Genomic DNA, 18,564 nt, shown 5'->3' with positions numbered 1-18,564 from the left:
TATTTAAAGGAACAAAGTTCATAAAAATAATAACCCTCGCTACAATGATGCAACAAGGGTTATTTCGTCTTAAAGTAATTTAGGCATCCTTACTTTAAACTTGAACCATAGGAAAGGTTCATTATAAAATCATTTTATGCAATTCCGTGCGCATTTACTGAAGAATCGATTTTCTTGATCAGTCCTTGAAGAACAGCTCCCGGACCACATTCTGTAAAATCGGTAGCACCATCGGCAACCATGTTTTTCACTGTTTGAGTCCATCGTACAGAGGCCGTTAATTGGGCTACCAGATTCTTCTTGATTTCAGCAGCATCCGTATGAGGCAGCGCATCTACATTTTGATAAACCGGACATTTGGGAGTGTGGAATTCGGTTGCATTAATTGCAGCCTCCAGTTCGATCTTGGCAGGATCCATCAGTGGAGAATGGAAAGCACCACCCACTTTTAAAGGAAGAGCGCGTTTTGCTCCTGCAGCTTTCATCTGTTCACAAGCCTTTTCAATACCCGGCATGGAACCTGAAATAACAATTTGTCCCGGACAGTTATAGTTTGCAGGTACACAAACCTCGCCTCCCTCAGTGACAGAAGCACATATTTCTTCTACTTTCTCGTCCGGTAAAGCTATGATGGCGGCCATTGTGGAAGGAGTTGCCTCACAAGCTTTCTGCATAGCCATGGCACGTGCATATACAAGTTTCAGTCCATCTTCGAATGAAAGGGCACCGGCAGCTACCAATGCGGAAAATTCACCAAGTGAATGACCAGCAGTCATTTCCGGCTTAAAATCATCGCCCATGCAAAGAGCTGAGATTACGGAATGGAGGAATACGGCAGGTTGAGTCACCTTTGTCTGGCGAAGATCTTCATCGGTACCGTTGAACATAATATCGGTAATGCGATATCCAAGGATATCATTTGCTTTTTCAAACAATTCTTTAGCCAACGCAGAGTTGTCATACAGGTCTTTACCCATACCCACGAATTGGGCACCTTGACCGGGAAATACAAATGCTTTCATACTTTTGTTCTAAATTTTAATTTGCGGGTACAAAGTTACATCTTTTTGTAATATAACGGCACAAAAGGAGTGCTTTTGTGCAATGTCTTTATGCTTTCTGTGATGTAACCATGAAATTACTATGTGAGGATCACCGCTTTTGATGATTCCCAAAAGTGGCATAAAGGGCCGTTTCCACTCCCTATATTTACATCTTTTCCATGTTCGATAGCCCCGCTAAGATATATTTTTGCTTTTGATACAGCTTTATCCATCGGCTCTCCTAAAGCAAGATAAGCGGCTATGGCTGATGAAAGGGTACATCCGGTCCCATGCAAATTTCTGCTAACAATTCTTTTCTCATTATATATATGTATATTTCCATCAGTATAAAGTACATCTAGCATTTTATCACCTTGAAGGTGGCCCCCTTTTAGAAGCACAGATGTCCCATATGACTCTGACAACTGCTGTGACGTCAATTTCATCATTTCAAAAGAATCTATACGTTTCCCCGCCAGCACTTCCGCTTCATCCAAATTTGGAGTAATGAGACTGACTAATGGAAAAAGCTCTTTTTTAATTTCTTCGATAGCATCTTCTTCCATTAGTCTTTTTCCACTGGTAGATACCATTACTGGGTCGTATACTACATATTTAGGGTTGTATTTCCGTAAGCAAGCTGCAATAACCTGGACGATGATTCGTTCGCTGATCATACCGATCTTTACTGCATCCGGGCGCATGTCTTCCATTACTGCCTCAATTTGACTGCACACGATTTCTGCCGGGACAGCGTGTACGGCACGTACACCTTTTGTGTTCTGCACAGTTACAGCAGTTATGGCAGATGCTGCGTATACTCCCAGTGCGGAAACAGTTTTGATGTCTGCCTGGATACCGGCTCCACCCGAACAATCAGAGCCAGCAATAGAAAGGACAACCGGATAGTGTTTCATTTTAGTTTTTAATATTAGAAGAACAAAGATAAAACAAAATCCCGAGAAGTAGACTTGTTAGTACAAGAAATGGGAGATGAAGATCGCGTATTTATCAATGGTAAAAAGAGCCCGCACCTTAGACAATACCCTAAAAACGATATAAAAAAGCAACCTTTATTGAATAAAAGTACATTTATTGGAAAATAAATGCCCTTTCATAGCTAATAATCCAAATATTATTCCGTTATTTGTAACCGAAAACAATTGATCGTTTTATTTTTGCTCTCATTTTCTACCTAATCAGTTGAAATCCGGATATAATTTCAAACCTCTCTTGTTTCTATTTTATTTATCAATTTTTATTTTTTTGTATTATGAATATGTACATTGGAAACCTTAGCTATCGTGTTAAGGAAGCAGACCTGAGACAAGTAATGGAAGAGTATGGAACAGTAGATTCAGTAAAACTGATTACCGATCGTGAGACTCGTAAATCTAAAGGATTCGCATTTGTTGAAATGCCAAATGATACTGAAGCCAGAAACGTTATTTCAGAATTAAACGGTGCTGAATATGAAGGTCGTGCAATGGTAGTTAAAGAAGCTTTGCCTCGTAACTAATTAATTTATATTTTATATAAGGTAATAAGAAAGGGTCACCGATGGTGACCCTTTCTTTATTATAACTCTTTAAAATTGTCATTTGTCAGCAGTTTGCCTTTGTATTCGCCTGTCAAGGTTTCTAAGAAGGAAACTATTTTGTTTAGTTCATCCTCCGGAAGATCAAGATTCATTTGATATTTTGCCATATAATCTACAGCCTCTTTCATCGTTTTCATGCTTCCGTCATGGAAATAAGGAGCAGTCAAAGCTATGTTTCTCAGACCTGGCACTTTAAAACGGTGCTTATCACGATCATCTTTAGTCTGTTTGAAACGACCATTATCTTCTTCTGTCATTTCAAGACCTCTGTCAGCAAAATAATCTCTCTTTACTCCCATTAATTCGTAAGACTGCCCACCAAGGGTCTCTCCAACATGGCAGGTAGCACAATCATATTTTTTAAAAAGCTCGTAACCTGCCAATTCTACATCATTAATAGCTTTTTTATCGCCTTTCAGATAGCGATCGAAACGTGAGTTCGGAGTCAGTAATGTCTTTTCAAATTCTTCGATAGCATTCGTGATGTTTTTTTCAGAATAACCGTCAGGATATACTTCGGTAAAAGCTTTGGAGAAATTTTCATCCTGCTGCAGTTTGGCAATGATTTCGTCAAAAGAGTGACAAGCCATCTCTACCGGGTTCAAAGGAGGGCCAGCGGCTTGTTCAGCGAGTGTTCCGGCTCGACCGTCCCAGAACTGAACGAAATTATATGCGGCATTATAAACAGTAGGAGCATTAACACCACCGAATTGTCCACCGACACCTTCGGAATATTGCTTATTGTCTACTCCTCCGGTATTTAATCCGTGACAGGAAGCACAAGAAACGGTATTGTCTGCCGAAAGACGAGTATCATGATATAGCAAGTCGCCAAGGATTACTTTACGCATGTCCACTGGAATAGAATCCGCAATGGGGCGAATCGGTTCATTAGCGAATTCTTCAGCGGAAAGACCGTTAGCGTAATGCGCAAGGCGGTGCTGTTTAGCCCAAGCAAGTGCCATTTCTTTTTTTGCACCTGTGGTAGTCGAGCCCCAATGTACCATATAGTATTGGTGCAAAGGCATTTTTCCATCCATCATCACTTTCTCCACTTTAGCCAGAGCAACTTTACCCACAGGTTTTCCAGCTTTCAATGCTTCAACCATTTCCGCCATATCGAAAGTGCGGTGGCCTTCGGCAACGTCTTTCATAACGATATTCCCGGCAACTGGCCAACTGGCATAAAATGGGAGATCGGAGTTTGCGGAATGGCAGCGCAGACAGCCTCCCGATGTAATAATTTCCTGCATCTGTGCGTCAGCAGTAAGTTCCTGAGAAGGAGCTTTGTTCGCGACGCGATAGGTAACGGTCAATAAGACTATTACCACCAATAGGGCAATGGCAAGTTTTGTACTCTTTTTCATTGTGCATTCTTTTTTAATTAGTTACTACGATTATATAAATGTACGCTTTGTTGAGCTGAAGGCAGATAGTTCACTCCATACCAACACATCTGCAATGTAAGGAATGAGAATATCAATATAATATATAACAGCTTGTTCTTTGTCTTTTGCTGCAGACGCAGATGCATATATAAAAGATATCCCATCCAAGTGATCACAGCCCATGTTTCTTTCGGATCCCAGCTCCAATAATTCCCCCAAGCTTCTTTTGCCCAAAGTGAACCGAGCAACATTCCGATTGTTAAAAAAGCGACTCCGGCATATACCAGATTGTCGGCTGTCACCAAATACTCTTCTCTATGACGCAACAAACCGCAAATTGCAATAATAAAGGCGCATCCCAATACTGAATATGAAAACATATAAACCGTGACATGGGGAATGAACCATGCGCTTTGTAAGGCGGGCATCAAAGACTGATCATGAATCTCAGGCTTCAATAAATTGATGATGACGAAAACAGTAGAAAGGAGAGTTGAGAAGGAAAGTATCCATCTGTATTTCCAACGAATGTACGTCAATAAACCTGCGATTCCCATGAAGAAGGAATACCATAGGCGAGTTTCACCCATAGTCCGTAATGGTGGACGTTGAAGAAACATCCACAAGCCGACAATAAAAACGCCCAAAACGAGTACTCCTGCCGATGTCAAGCCGATCGCTGCTCTGCTTCGTTTTGAAGACCGTAATGCAAATGTGGCACCTATCAGCCATAATACAATGGAAACAATAGCAAACAGGTGAAAATTATTCCAGGTTATCATGATTGAGTATGTTTTGGCCCGTTAATAAATAGCAGTATGGCACCTGCTAACATCATAAGTATTCCAACCACAGTAATATATTTCCAAGGCTGACGTACTATTTGCAGCACACAATATTGAGAATTACCATTGTTTCTCGTATCATATCCGGTCAAATATATATCCTCTCCAAACCGATAGTTATACGGATGATTAACTTCCAACACGGTGCTTTGGTCTCCAATGCGAACATCGGCTGCAAATCGGGAAGGCATCCCATTCGGATAATATTCCACGTTAAAAGAATGCAGTTCCATTTCATAATCCAGATGATATACGGAACCATCCATGCTATATGACTCTTGAGCAGTTTTTCCGGCATACAAAGGAATACGAGTGATCAACACATCGCTGCTTCCGAAGAATCCGGCAAATAATGCTAACCACAAACCTATATGGTTGAGCAGGAAACGCATTTTTGCTTTCTTACGATGGTAACAAGCATGGATAATTACTAATCCCAAATTACTCAGTAACAGAAATAAAATAGCTATGAATATCCATGAAGTCATGAAGTTATAGCATCCCAGAGCAGCAGCGATCCCTTCTTTCATCCCTGCTTCACTGTCAGATAATTGAGGAAACAATCCAATAATCAGACTACCACCTATTAATGATATAATAGAAAAGATACTCGTCCGGGAAGATAGCAAAAAACGTGTGAATGGTAATCTGTTTCTTTCTTTATAAAATCGAAATAGCAAAAAGCTCCACATCAACGCCAGAATCACATTCAATGGAAATGTGAAAAAATAAAGAGGGAAATTCCCCAATATCGACTGTATAAAAGCAGCTAATATCAGATAAATCAATATAAATAATAGTTGTCCGCGCATTGTTCTATCATTTAACACCGTGACAAAGGTAAGTAAAAAAATGCCAATAAACGTATAAAATGGCTGATAATTTGTATTAAATACAATTTTGAATGAAGTTTAAAGCAGTTGCTTTTTAAGGGACGTGTTAGTTTGCCGTGAAGGCGAATCAGTGGTTGAATACATATTCCGCATTTAAAATAAATGTATAGCGAGTACCTGACAAGTATCTACCTTAGTAGATGTGTTAAGTATGGAATTTTTATCTTAAAGTGCTTGTTGTTAAACTGTCATTTTTGATAATCCTATGGTAGTATTACGCAAAATATAAAACTTAAACCATTGATAATCAGTCATTATTGAGTGCATTTTTACCTCGATGATGAACGACCTCTTGATCACCGATGAAGAGGTCGTTCATCACCGAGCAACAGGGTGTTCATCGGTGATCAGGAAATGGTTCATCGGTGAGGAAAAATATCCGTAGTAGTTGGCCTTCATTGATGTCAAAATATTATTCCATAAATCAAGGATTAAGGAACGATTTAGAAACCTTTTTTAATCAGTAAAAAGGAAAAAGATTATTGACAGTTTATTGCTATAAAAGAATAGGTTTGTTTCATAAAACTCATTTAATATAAATAAATTATTGAGTCGAAGTCCCACTTTCCAGAATGCTGACAATAGAAAATAATGTAAAACAGATAGCTCCCAGTCCTGCAAGAACACGTGCCGGAATAAAATAATCTTCATGAATGGTACCAAGTTCGAATGCAAAAGCAGCCAAGAACAAACAGGTCAATGCCGTAAGTATGGGAATCATAGGGATACGATTGGATAACTTAAATTCATGTCTCCAGATTTTAGCCAACAGGATAACTTTGCTGGAAATGCTATAACAAACCAATCCTAAACCAATCATTATATAGCCGATCACTCCGTTTGTTGTACTTGAATCGGCAAAAATCACAAACACTCCCCAGAATAAAGAGACTGTCCCCATCAACAATACCAACCTTGGCCATCGGTTACGTTCATTTGCCGAATATACATTCCGCACTTGCCGGGCTATGGTTGCCACCAATGCAATCAAGCTTGTGCAGATGCAGGCCAAACCGATCATTACATGGCCTGCTACGAAATAGGCTGGATGAATCTCGCTTTGTCCTAATAATACGAAAGCCCATATCCAAGCTGCACCAGAAGCTACAACTGCAACCCCCTTTAACAAACGCTCCTGACTGTCGGTAAAAGCTTCTTGGGGTATATCATGCCCATTTGCTTTTGAATTGAGAGGAATCAGCGAAAAACGGGTTGAAGAAGTGGCTGCTGTTGCCACACATGTCGTGATCAATCCGACACCTGCCACTACATGTCCGGCAACGAATGCTCCCGGTGTATCAGAAGTAGAGAAGATGACAATCCCGCCAATGATAGTAATCACGGCAGACAGGTAGGCAATGATCGGCAAAGCGTATTTTGAATTCCGCCCATATGTATGGATAATCTGTCGTATGATAGTTGCAGCTGTTGCAAAGAGTGCAATACAGATCATCCCCAATGAAAAGACTACCGGGCCAGCTACCAACCGACTTGGATCATCGCCCAAAACATAAATAAATGTTCCGTACCCGAAACAGAACAGAGCCATCAACAGCGGAATTGCCCTGAATAACACGCTTATACCGTAATTCATATCCTGTAATAGTTTAAAATTTCCACTACAACAAGATTTTATTTGTTTTGTTTGACTTTTATCAATGCTTTTTAGAGTCTTTATCATAGAAAGGCTTTTCTGACGGATTGAAATTAAAAAGCCTTTTCTTGTAAGAAAAAGAATGTTTTTGTACATTTGCACCCTTAAAATAAGAAGATTACTTCAATAATACAAAGAGTATCTTCATTTGAACCATGTAATTTGTAAAATCGTAGATAAAAGATGAGCAAGAAGTTTGCTGAATATTCACAGTTCGACCTCTCACAGGTAAACAAGGATGTATTGAAAAAATGGGACGAAAACCAGGTTTTCGCCAAGAGTATGACAGAACGTGAAGGCTGTCCTTCGTTTGTTTTCTTCGAAGGACCTCCCTCAGCCAATGGTATGCCGGGTATTCACCATGTGATGGCCCGTTCTATTAAAGATATATTCTGCCGTTACAAAACAATGAAAGGCTATCAGGTGAAACGTAAAGCCGGATGGGACACTCACGGACTTCCGGTTGAATTGGGTGTAGAGAAGGCTTTAGGAATCACGAAGGAAGACATCGGCAAAAAGATTTCCGTAGCCGAATATAATGCAGCTTGTCGGAAAGATGTGATGAAATACACGAAAGAGTGGGAAGACCTGACTCACAAGATGGGATATTGGGTAGACATGAAGCACCCTTATATCACATTTGACAACCGCTATATTGAAACATTGTGGTGGCTCTTGAAACAATTATATAAAAAAGGACTGTTATATAAAGGATACACCATCCAACCGTATTCACCGGCTGCCGGAACAGGTTTGAGTTCCCATGAGTTGAACCAACCGGGCTGTTACCGTGATGTGAAAGATACTACCGTTGTGGCTCAGTTCAAGATGAAAAATCCAAAGCCGGAAATGGCTGAGTGGGGGACTCCGTATTTTCTCGCATGGACTACCACACCATGGACATTGCCGTCAAACACTGCACTTTGTGTAGGCCCGAAGATAGATTATGTAGCCGTACAATCTTATAATGCATATACCGGCCAACCTATCACTGTAGTTTTGGCAAAAGCTTTGTTAAATGCACATTTCAATCCTAAAGCTGCCGATCTGAAGCTGGAAGATTACAAACCTGGTGACAAACTCGTACCGTTCAAAGTAATAGCCGAATATAAAGGCCCCGACCTGGTTGGCATGGAATACGAACAACTGATTCCTTGGGTAAATCCGGGAGAGGGTGCATTCCGCGTTATCCCGGGTGATTATGTAACCACAGAAGACGGTACGGGTATCGTGCATATCGCTCCTACGTTTGGTGCGGATGATGCCCTGGTAGCTAAAGCAGCCGGTGTACCTCCGTTGCAACTAGTCAATAAAAAGGGGGAACTCCGTCCTATGGTCGATCTGACCGGTAAATTCTATACTTTAGATGAACTTGACGAAACGTTTGTAAAAGAGCGCGTTAATATTGATCTATATAAAGAATATGCCGGCCGTTTTGTGAAAAATGCTTATGATCCGTCTCTGACCGATCAGGATGAGACTCTGGATGTAAGCATTTGCATGATGATGAAAGCTAACAACCTCGCTTTCAAAATCGAAAAGCATGTACACAACTATCCACACTGCTGGCGTACGGACAAACCTGTACTTTACTATCCATTGGACAGTTGGTTTATTCGTTCGACAGCATGCAAAGAACGGATGATGGAATTGAATAAAACCATCAACTGGAAACCAGAGTCAACAGGAACCGGTCGTTTTGGTAAATGGCTCGAAAACTTGAACGACTGGAATCTGAGCCGATCACGTTATTGGGGCACTCCATTACCGATCTGGCGTACTGAAGACAACAGCGATGAGATGTGCATTGAATCCGTAGAAGAACTATACAATGAAATAGAAAAATCGGTCGCTGCAGGATTTATGAAATCTAATCCATACAAAGAGAAAGGTTTCGTTCCAGGGCAGTATTCGGAAGATAATTATAATAAAATCGATTTGCATCGTCCGTATGTAGATGACATCATCCTTGTTTCCAAAGATGGAAAACCAATGAAACGTGAAACGGACTTGATTGACGTTTGGTTCGATTCAGGAGCTATGCCATATGCCCAGATTCACTATCCGTTTGAAAACAAAGAATTGTTAGACAAACATCTGGTATATCCTGCTGACTTTATTGCCGAAGGGGTGGATCAGACCCGTGGATGGTTCTTTACTTTGCATGCCATTGCTACAATGGTGTTCGATAGTGTCTCTTATAAAGCAGTCATATCCAACGGACTCGTACTGGATAAAAACGGAAACAAAATGTCCAAACGATTGGGCAACGCAGTCGATCCATTCTCCACAATTGAAAAGTACGGTTCCGATCCTTTGCGGTGGTATATGATTACGAATTCTTCTCCTTGGGATAATCTGAAATTTGATGTAGACGGTATTGAAGAAGTCCGCCGCAAGTTCTTTGGTACATTATATAATACGTATTCATTCTTCGCTCTCTATGCGAATGTAGACGGATTTGAATATAAGGAGACGGATGTTCCGATGGAAGAACGTCCCGAAATCGATCGTTGGATTCTTTCCGTACTGAACACATTAATAAAAGAAGTAGATACTTGTTACAATGAATACGAACCGACAAAAGCCGGACGTTTAATCTCGGATTTCGTTAACGATAACTTGTCGAACTGGTATGTACGCTTGAATCGTAAACGTTTCTGGGGCGGTGGATTCACTCAAGATAAACTATCGGCCTATCAGACACTGTATACATGTTTGGAAACAGTAGCTAAATTGATGGCTCCGATTGCACCGTTCTATGCGGATCGTTTGTACAGTGATCTGATTGCAGCTACGGGACGTGACAGTGTAGTATCCGTTCATTTGGCTAAGTTCCCTGAATGCAATGAAAGCATAATCAATAAAGAGTTGGAAACTCAGATGCAAATGGCTCAGGATGTCACCTCTATGGTATTGGCATTGCGTCGTAAAGTTAATATCAAAGTTCGCCAACCGCTTCAATGTATCATGGTTCCGGTAGTTGATGAAGAACAAAAAGCCCATATTGAAGCCGTAAAAGCACTGATCATGAATGAGGTGAATGTGAAAGAGATCAGATTCGTAGATGGGGCTGCCGGTGTCTTAGTGAAGAAAGTGAAATGTGATTTCAAAAAACTCGGTCCGAAATTCGGCAAACAGATGAAATCTGTCGCTGCTGCAGTTGCGGCAATGTCACAAGATGCTATCGCTGAATTGGAAAAGAATGGCAGATATACTTTCGACTTGGATGGAGCAGCAGTGGTCATTGAAGCAGTCGATGTGGAAATCTTCAGTGAAGACATTCCAGGATGGCTTGTTGCGAATGAAGGTAAATTGACTGTTGCTCTAGAGGTTACAGTCACAGAAGAACTTCGTCGCGAGGGTATTGCCCGTGAATTGGTAAACCGTATTCAGAACATTCGCAAATCGAGCGGTTTTGAAATAACAGACAAGATAAGAGTAACAATCTCTAAAAATCTGCAAACAGATGATGCTGTAAAAGAATATAAAGACTATATTTGTAACCAAGTTTTAGGGACTTCCCTCGAACTGGCAGATGAAGTGAAAGACGGGACTGAACTGAACTTTGATGATTTTTCTTTGTTTGTCAATGTTATAAAAGAATGATAATACATAAACCTATACTAAAATTAACCTTTTAAACGACTAAAAGTTATGGCAGAAAAAACAAGATACTCGGATGCGGAACTCGAGGAATTCCGCGCCATCATTAATGAGAAACTGGAGTTAGCTCAACGTGATTACGACCAGTTGAAATTAAGTCTGATGGGATTGGATGGCAATGACACGGATGATACATCTCCTACATATAAAGTTCTTGAAGAAGGAGCTAATACATTGTCTAAAGAGGAGACAACCCGTCTGGCACAGCGCCAATTAAAGTTTATCCAAGGTTTGCAGGCAGCTCTTGTACGTATTGAAAACAAGACGTATGGCATTTGCCGTGAAACAGGAAAACTGATCCCCGCAGAACGTTTGCGTGCTGTTCCTCATGCAACCTTGAGCATCGAGGCAAAAAACAGTGGGAAAAAATAATTTGAAATAATCGGCTACGAGCTATGAGTTACATGTACATTGCAATATGCAACCTATATGTAGCTTGTAGCTCGTGGCTTGTATGAAATACCAGAGCATCATATAATGAAAAAACTACTCACGAAAGGGCAAATCGCTTTACTCGTAATCTTTTCCGTGTTGATTATTGACCAGGTTATTAAAATCTGGGTGAAGACTCACATGTATTGGCACGAAAGCATCCATATTACCGACTGGTTCTATATCTACTTCACAGAAAACAATGGCATGGCCTTCGGCATGGAAATTTTTGGAAAATTATTCCTTACCACATTCCGGATTGTCGCAGTAGGATTGATAGGTTGGTATCTATACAAAATCGTTAAAAGAGGGTTCAAAACAGGTTATATCATCTGCGTATCACTTATTCTGACCGGGGCGTTGGGAAACATTATAGATAGTGTATTTTATGGAGTAATATTCAATGAGAGTACTCATTCGCAGATTGCCACTCTTATGCCCGAAGGTGGAGGATACTCAACATGGTTTTATGGTAAAGTTGTGGATATGTTCTATTTCCCGATCATCGAGACCAACTGGCCTGCGTGGATGCCCGTCGTCGGTGGAGAACATTTCATATTCTTCAGCCCAATCTTTAATTTTGCAGATGCTGCCATCAGTTGTGGTATCATCGCTTTGCTTCTTTTTTATAGCAAATATTTGAATGAGTCCTATCATTCGCACGAGAAAAAAGACGAAAGCAAGAAATGAGAAAAGAGTTCCGGTTCCGTTTGTACATGATCTGCCTGCTAACAGTAATCGTAGCAGGATGTAAGGTTAAGAAACCTGATGGAGTGCTTCCAGAGTCAACAATGGAAAATCTTTTGTATGATTATCATATTGCAAAAGCAATGGGAGAGAATCTACCGTATAGTGAAAACTATAAAAAGGTTCTCTACACGGATGCCGTATTCAATAAATATGGTACGACAGAAGCCGTTTTCGACTCTTCGATGGTATGGTACACACGAAATACGGAAATCCTTTCTAAAATTTACGAAAGAGTAAACAGCAAGCTAAAAGATCAACAGAATGCGATCAACCATCTCATTGCTATCCGTGACAAAAAGCCAATGACATCTGCTCCCGGAGATAGCATTAATGTATGGGCGTGGCGGCATATGATACGGCTGGCCGGATTGCCAATGAGTAATAAATTCACTTTTACGTTGCCATCTGACTCCAATTTCAAAGAACGGGATACTTTGGTTTGGGAAGTCAATTTCAATTTCCCCGGACAACAAGCAGATTCTGTGATTTCGGCATTAATGGCAATGCAGATAAAATTCGAGAACGATAGCATAATCGGTGAAACAAAAGAAATTATCGAAGCCGGTACACAGAGCATTCGCCTGCAATCAGATTCTTTGGGGGCAATAAAAGAAATAAATGGATTTATTTATTACCCAAGAGGAAAATCTCAACGTACATTGTTGGCAGACCGGATTTCTCTGATGCGTTATCATTCTAATGATTCATTACGACTTTTAAACGATTCATTGCAAAACGACACATTAAAAGCAGACTCTGGAAATGTAATTGAAGAAAAACAGAAAAGTGATAGTGCCAAAACTGAGATACAGGAACCGCAACGATTGAGTCCGGAAGAAATGAATCGCCGCCGCACAAAACAAACTCGCGAGGTAAAACCGGAACAATTAGAAGTTGAGCAACACATTCAAAAGGAAAAGAGAGAACTCCAGCAAGAAAAGAGAATGAATCAGCGCCAACATGTTCAATCCACATCACGTAATTAAATGAAACGTTTTGCCTCTCATTATTTATATATACCCGAAAAAGGGTATTTGAAACAATTTGTAATAGAGATGGAGGAAGAATTCGTTGCGAAATTCTTCCCTCTTACTGAAGAAATCGAATCCGTAGAATGGATGCCGGGAGTGATAGAATTGATACCGGACAGGGGTAGTTTCCGCGCCTATCTTTTATATCCATTTGATTTTACTTCCATGCAGCCTGTCGCCGAAACTCAGCGCAAACAACTGCCGTAGCAATGGCTACATTCAGTGATTCGGAAGTTTCCCGGCTTTGTGGATAATTTGGTATATATAATTTTCGGGTGATCAAAGATTCTACTTCTTTGCTAATACCATTCCCCTCATTACCCATAATAATCAACCCATTACGGGATAATCGCTGGCTGTACATGTTGTCACCATTCAATAATGTTCCGTAAATCGGCGTATCTCCCAACGATTTTATCAGATCGGGTAGGGGAGTATAATATACCTTCACACGAGCTATTCCTCCCATTGTGGCTTGTATAGTTTTAGGATTGTATACATCTACCGTATTAGGCGAGCAAATGATATGCTCGATACCGAACCAATCTGCAAGTCTGATAATTGTTCCTAAATTCCCAGGATCCTGGATATCATCAAGAGCCAAGCAAAGAGAATCTTTGATGATTGATTTATCTAATTCATAATCCGATTGCCTAAATATGGCTAATACTTGTTGCGGAGTTTTTAATAAACTGGCGCGAGATAAATCTTCTGCATTAACTTCCGCAATTTCATCTGCCTGAACAAAAGGATGCCCTTGTAGCCATGATGTAGTAGCAGCAAGAAACGAACATGGAAAATACTCCAGTAAATCACCAACGAGTTTAGGCCCTTCAGCCAAAAATACCTTTTCTTCTTTACGTATCTTTTTTAAATCCAGTGAACGGATATACTTTATTCTATTTTTACTTAATGCTGGCATATTACTCTTATTTGCAGCAAAGCTATGAAGATAATCGCAATATTCCGCTTTTTATAGCATGTTTTTCTATAGTTATTTCCTTCCCATTAACAATATTTACACAGATAAATATATACTATCTATTTAATTTTCGTAGATTTGCTAATAAATAGTAGATTGATATTCAGAAATAAATAAAATTAGTATGGAGAGACTTACACAACAAGAAGAGGAAGTAATGCTTTACTTTTGGAAGCTCGGAGAGAGTTTCATTAGAGATGTACTAAATCAAATGCCCGAACCTCGTCCACCTTATACAAGCCTGGCATCGGTAGTACGTAATTTGGAAAAGAAGAAATATCTGTCTCCATTCAAATTAGGCAACTCCATTCAATACCATCCGATCATCAAAGAAAGTGATTATAAACGTTACTTCCTGAGTGGGGTGGTTAGCAACTATTTTACAGGTTCATACAAAGAAATGGTTTCATTTTTTGTTAGAGACCGTAAAATAACTAAGAAAGAATTGGAGGATCTTATAAATATCATTGAGGAAGAAGAATCATAAAATTATATGAACTATGACACCTTTCATTTTATATCTTATAAAAGTGAATTTTGCTTTAGTGGTTCTTTATACCTTCTATAAGCTCATGTTCACCAAGGATACATTTTTTGGTTTACGGAGATTTATGTTGATATTGATCTATATTACATCATTTGTTTATCCGCTATTTTCTATTCCAGGATGGATGACAATGAATCATACGGGACAGGTCATAAATGATTTCTATGAAAAAGTACTACCCGAAATAGAGATCACTTATAATGCTGGAGTTGGAATATCCGTCAATCCGGGAATGTCCCTTTATTCGTGGATAGCTGTATCTTTGATGATAGTGTACGTGATCGGTATTTCCATTCTTCTGATTCGCACCGTACTAGAAATCTACAAAACCTGTTATGATCTTCACCAGTCCGATAAAACCATTATCGATGGGACTTGTGTATGTATTGCCAAAGAAAAGCAGGAACCTTATTCGTTTTTCAAATGGATATGCCTATATCCGGCTATTCATACAAATAAAGAAATAAAAGAAATATTGATCCATGAACAGACACATGTACGCGAATTACACTCCGCGGATATACTTCTCGCACAACTAGCAATTATATTCTGCTGGTTCAATCCTTTTGCTTGGCTGATACGAAGTGAAATGCGCGTAAATCACGAATATCTAGCCGACCGTAAAGTCATACAAAATGGTTATGATAAGAAAACCTATCAATATCATCTTCTTGGTTTAAAACATACTCAATTGGCTGCAGCAAATCTATATAATAACTTTAGTGTATTACCTTTAAAAAACAGAATTAAAATGTTAAACAGAAAAAGAACCCGTAACATCATGAAGAGCAAGTACCTGATGTTTATTCCTATCACCGCCTTACTCATCCTGTTCAGTAATTGTGCCAATATGGAAAGCGAAGATAAGGCAACAAAAAATGAAGAAGTTGAAGTAAAAGCTATACCGGAAGTAGTAAAGAACGACACTTTAACAGCCACTGCAAATGATGCTTTTGATGTAGTAGAAGAAATGCCTGAATTCCCTGGAGGTATGGAGGCACTGATGACATTCTTAAGCAGAAATATTAAATATCCTTCAGACGCTCAGAATAAAGGTGTTCAAGGTCGCGTAGTCGTTCAGTTTGTAGTAAATACAGATGGGAAAATTGAAGATGCCCACGTTGTCCGCAGTGTACAATCTGAATTGGACAAAGAAGCTTTACGTGTAATCAATTCTATGCCAAACTGGAAGCCAGGAAAACAAAAAGGAGAAGTTGTCCGTGTGAAATATACGGTTCCTATCGCTTTCCGCCTAAAATAACAGATGAATTGATCGGTTAATTGATCAATTAGTGATAGTTCGCCCGTGTGCAGATAGTCATGCTTTCACATGGGCGAATTAGCATTTATTATTTCCCCAAACAGAAAAAATGGAGTATATTTGTAGGCTTAAATGAGGCAACGATTTGGACTGTATGAGGAAAGGTTATCTTTACACAATATTTTTTTTTGCTATCTTGATGCTCGCTTCCTGTTCGGCTACTAAGTTTGTGCCGGATGGTTCCTATTTATTGGACGAAGTAAAGGTTATTACGGATAATAAAGAAGTGAAACCTTCTAATCTGCGGATGTATGTAAGACAAAATCCAAATGCCAAATGGTTCAGTTTGATAAAAACCCAGTTGTATGTATATGACCTTTCCGGTAGAGATTCTACTAAATGGATTAACAAATTTCTTCGTAAAATAGGTGATGCTCCCGTAATATATAATGAAAGCGAAGCGAAACGTTCTCAGGAAGAGATTACAAAGGCCGTGCAGAATATGGGATATATGGGAGCTTCAGTTAAACGTGTAACAAAGACCAAAAAGAAAAAGCTGAAATTGCATTATGAAGTTACAACCGGCAAACCATACATAGTCCGTACTCTAAATTATGATATAAAAGACAGTAAGATTGCAGAATATATGCAGAAGGACTCTGCCAGCACTCTCTTAAAAGAAGGGATGCTTTTCGATGTAAACGTTTTAGACGATGAGCGCCAACGCATTACCGATAATTTACTTCGCAAAGGGTATTATAAATTCAATAAAGATTACATATCCTATACTGCCGATACAGTTCGCAATACTTATCTTGTGGACCTTACCCTCCATCTGCACCCGTTTAAATTACGTACGGAAGATACGCCTAGAGAACATTATCAATATCGGATCAACAAGATTAATTTCATAACTGACTATGACGTTCTACAATCATCGGCATTAAGCAGCATTGAAATCAATGATTCGATACATTATAAAGATTATCCCATCTATTATAAAGATAAACTTTACTTACGTCCGAAAGTACTTACTGATAATCTGCGCTTTTCTGTCGGAGATTTATATAACGAACGTGATGTCCAACGCACTTATACCTACTTCGGAAGGTTACCGGCATTGAAATATACAAATATTCGTTTTTTTGAAACGACTGTCGGAGACACGACTATGCTAAATTGCTATGTCATGCTTACAAAAAGCAAACATAAATCCATCTCTTTTGAGTTAGAAGGAACAAACTCCGCTGGTGATCTCGGAGCAGCCGCTTCGGTATCATTTCAACACAGAAATCTGTTTCATGGCTCAGAAACGTTTATGATGAAATTTCGTGGTGCTTATGAAGCAATTACCGGACTGCAAGGTGATTACCGCAACAACAATTACACTGAATATGGAGTAGAAACAAGTATTAATTTTCCAAGTTTCCTGTTTCCCTTTTTAAGTTCGGACTTCAAACGTAATATACGAGCCACAACGGAATTCGGCTTACAATATAGCTATCAGTTAAGACCGGAGTTCTCGCGTACGGTTGCATCTGCCTCTTGGAGCTATAAATGGACGCAACGTCAGCGGACGCAACATCGTATCGACATGATTGATATCGGATATTTATATCTCCCTTGGATATCCGATAAATTCCGTGAAGATTATATCAATAAAGGACAAAATCATATATTTGAATATAATTATAAAAATCGACTTATTGTACGAATGGGTTATAGCTATAACTTCAATAGTGCAGGAAACGCTTTAATTAATAATACAATCACATCCAATTCTTATTCGATTCGTGCAAATATAGAATCTGCAGGTAATATCCTGTATGCTTTGTCGAAAGCTACAAGCTTACATAAAAATAATGATGGGGAATATGCCATATTAGGTATTCCATATGCACAGTATATAAAAGGAGATTTTGACTTTGCAAAAAATATACGGATCGATCATCGTAATTCATTGGCATTTCATGCAGGTATTGGGATTGCCGTACCATATGGAAATGCTAAAACAATCCCTTTTGAAAAACAATATTTTTCAGGGGGGGCAAATAGCGTACGCGGATGGTCTGTCCGCGATTTAGGTCCCGGATCATTCCCCGGTGACGGCAATTTTCTGAATCAATCCGGAGATATAAAGTTGGACGCAAGTATCGAATATAGAAGTAAACTTTTTTGGAAGTTCCAAGGAGCGGCTTTTATTGATGCAGGTAATATTTGGACAATCCGTGATTACGCAAATCAACCGGGAGGAGTATTTAAGTTTAATAAATTCTACAAGCAGATTGCTGTAGCTTATGGATTGGGTTTAAGACTGGATTTGGATTTCTTTGTACTACGTTTTGACGGTGGCATGAAAGCTATAAATCCGGCATATGAAAGTGGTAAACAACGTTGGCCAATCATTCATCCAGATTTCAGTCGGGATTTTGCATTTCATTTCGCTGTGGGATATCCATTTTAGGAAACAGC

General features: G+C 39.4%; 16 protein-coding genes. 9 read left to right on the top strand and 7 right to left on the bottom strand.

What is annotated here, in order from left to right; genetic code table 11:
* Positions 1–134: 134 nt before the first annotated feature.
* Both fabD and thiD read right to left on the bottom strand, forming a co-directional pair.
* Entirely contained in the window at positions 135–1,022 is an 888-nt protein-coding gene (fabD, locus tag H8744_RS14900; protein WP_262435588.1) for an ACP S-malonyltransferase, read from the bottom strand.
* 119 nt (positions 1,023–1,141) lie between these two features.
* Positions 1,142–1,960 carry a bifunctional hydroxymethylpyrimidine kinase/phosphomethylpyrimidine kinase gene (gene thiD / locus H8744_RS14895; protein WP_262435587.1) on the bottom strand — a complete coding sequence of 273 codons (819 nt, stop codon included), beginning with the start codon at positions 1,958–1,960 and terminating at the stop codon, positions 1,142–1,144.
* A 356-nt stretch (positions 1,961–2,316) separates the two neighbouring features.
* Here thiD and rbp point away from each other — a divergent pair, with 356 nt between their 5' ends.
* A complete protein-coding gene (gene rbp / locus H8744_RS14890) occupies positions 2,317–2,562 on the top strand; it encodes an RNA-binding regulator (protein ID WP_262435586.1) in 246 nt (81 codons plus the stop codon).
* Between the two features lie 59 nt (positions 2,563–2,621).
* Here the strand turns inward: rbp and H8744_RS14885 are convergent, their stop codons facing one another.
* The 4 genes from H8744_RS14885 to H8744_RS14870 form a co-directional block, all read right to left on the bottom strand.
* Positions 2,622–4,010: a cytochrome c peroxidase gene (locus H8744_RS14885; protein WP_262435585.1), complete on the bottom strand. Its 1,389-nt coding sequence runs from the start codon at positions 4,008–4,010 to the stop codon at positions 2,622–2,624.
* A gap of 17 nt (positions 4,011–4,027) precedes the next feature.
* Entirely contained in the window at positions 4,028–4,813 is a 786-nt protein-coding gene (locus H8744_RS14880) for a cytochrome c biogenesis protein (RefSeq protein WP_262435584.1), read from the bottom strand.
* The gene (locus tag H8744_RS14875; RefSeq protein WP_262435583.1) at positions 4,810–5,688 is read right to left on the bottom strand and encodes a cytochrome c biogenesis ResB family protein; all 879 of its coding nucleotides are present in this window, start codon (positions 5,686–5,688) and stop codon (positions 4,810–4,812) included. The genes H8744_RS14880 and H8744_RS14875 overlap by 4 nt, the downstream gene beginning before the upstream one ends.
* A gap of 625 nt (positions 5,689–6,313) precedes the next feature.
* Positions 6,314–7,363, bottom strand: a complete 1,050-nt coding sequence (locus tag H8744_RS14870) for a DUF2776 domain-containing protein (protein ID WP_262435582.1) — start codon at positions 7,361–7,363, stop codon at positions 6,314–6,316.
* Between the two features lie 243 nt (positions 7,364–7,606).
* On the opposite strand from H8744_RS14870, the gene ileS reads away from it, so the two are divergent.
* From ileS to H8744_RS14845, 5 genes are all read left to right on the top strand, one after another.
* Positions 7,607–11,032 (top strand): isoleucine--tRNA ligase, encoded by a 3,426-nt coding sequence (ileS, locus tag H8744_RS14865; RefSeq protein ID WP_262435581.1) that lies wholly within the window; start codon positions 7,607–7,609, stop codon positions 11,030–11,032.
* Positions 11,033–11,080: 48 nt separating this feature from the next.
* Entirely contained in the window at positions 11,081–11,461 is a 381-nt protein-coding gene (locus tag H8744_RS14860; protein ID WP_262435580.1) for a TraR/DksA family transcriptional regulator, read from the top strand.
* Between the two features lie 105 nt (positions 11,462–11,566).
* Positions 11,567–12,211 carry a lipoprotein signal peptidase gene (locus tag H8744_RS14855; RefSeq protein ID WP_262435579.1) on the top strand — a complete coding sequence of 215 codons (645 nt, stop codon included), beginning with the start codon at positions 11,567–11,569 and terminating at the stop codon, positions 12,209–12,211.
* Positions 12,208–13,257, top strand: coding sequence for a DUF4296 domain-containing protein (locus tag H8744_RS14850; protein WP_262435578.1), 1,050 nt, complete (start codon positions 12,208–12,210; stop codon positions 13,255–13,257). The genes H8744_RS14855 and H8744_RS14850 overlap by 4 nt, the downstream gene beginning before the upstream one ends.
* Positions 13,258–13,509 (top strand): hypothetical protein, encoded by a 252-nt coding sequence (locus H8744_RS14845; protein WP_262435577.1) that lies wholly within the window; start codon positions 13,258–13,260, stop codon positions 13,507–13,509.
* Here H8744_RS14845 and H8744_RS14840 read toward each other — a convergent pair.
* Positions 13,460–14,224, bottom strand: a complete 765-nt coding sequence (locus tag H8744_RS14840) for a TrmH family RNA methyltransferase (protein ID WP_262435576.1) — start codon at positions 14,222–14,224, stop codon at positions 13,460–13,462. The two genes, H8744_RS14845 and H8744_RS14840, sit on opposite strands and share 50 nt — an antisense overlap.
* Before the next feature lie 184 nt (positions 14,225–14,408).
* On the opposite strand from H8744_RS14840, the gene H8744_RS14835 reads away from it, so the two are divergent.
* The 3 genes from H8744_RS14835 to tamL all read left to right on the top strand — a co-directional run bounded on the left by H8744_RS14835 (position 14,409) and on the right by tamL (position 18,556).
* Complete coding sequence (locus H8744_RS14835) at positions 14,409–14,771, top strand: BlaI/MecI/CopY family transcriptional regulator (RefSeq protein ID WP_262435575.1); 363 nt, start codon at positions 14,409–14,411, stop codon at positions 14,769–14,771.
* Between the two features lie 13 nt (positions 14,772–14,784).
* Positions 14,785–16,092: a M56 family metallopeptidase gene (locus H8744_RS14830; protein WP_439649361.1), complete on the top strand. Its 1,308-nt coding sequence runs from the start codon at positions 14,785–14,787 to the stop codon at positions 16,090–16,092.
* Positions 16,093–16,246: 154 nt separating this feature from the next.
* The gene (gene tamL, locus H8744_RS14825; protein ID WP_262435573.1) at positions 16,247–18,556 is read left to right on the top strand and encodes a translocation and assembly module lipoprotein TamL; all 2,310 of its coding nucleotides are present in this window, start codon (positions 16,247–16,249) and stop codon (positions 18,554–18,556) included.
* Positions 18,557–18,564: the final 8 nt, after the last annotated feature.

The sequence above is a fragment of the Jilunia laotingensis genome, from assembly GCF_014385165.1.
Taxonomy (GTDB): Bacteria; Bacteroidota; Bacteroidia; order Bacteroidales; family Bacteroidaceae; genus Bacteroides; species Bacteroides laotingensis.
The sequence above is the reverse complement of the archived record's forward strand: the minus strand, read 5'-3'. Positions and strand labels throughout refer to the sequence as shown.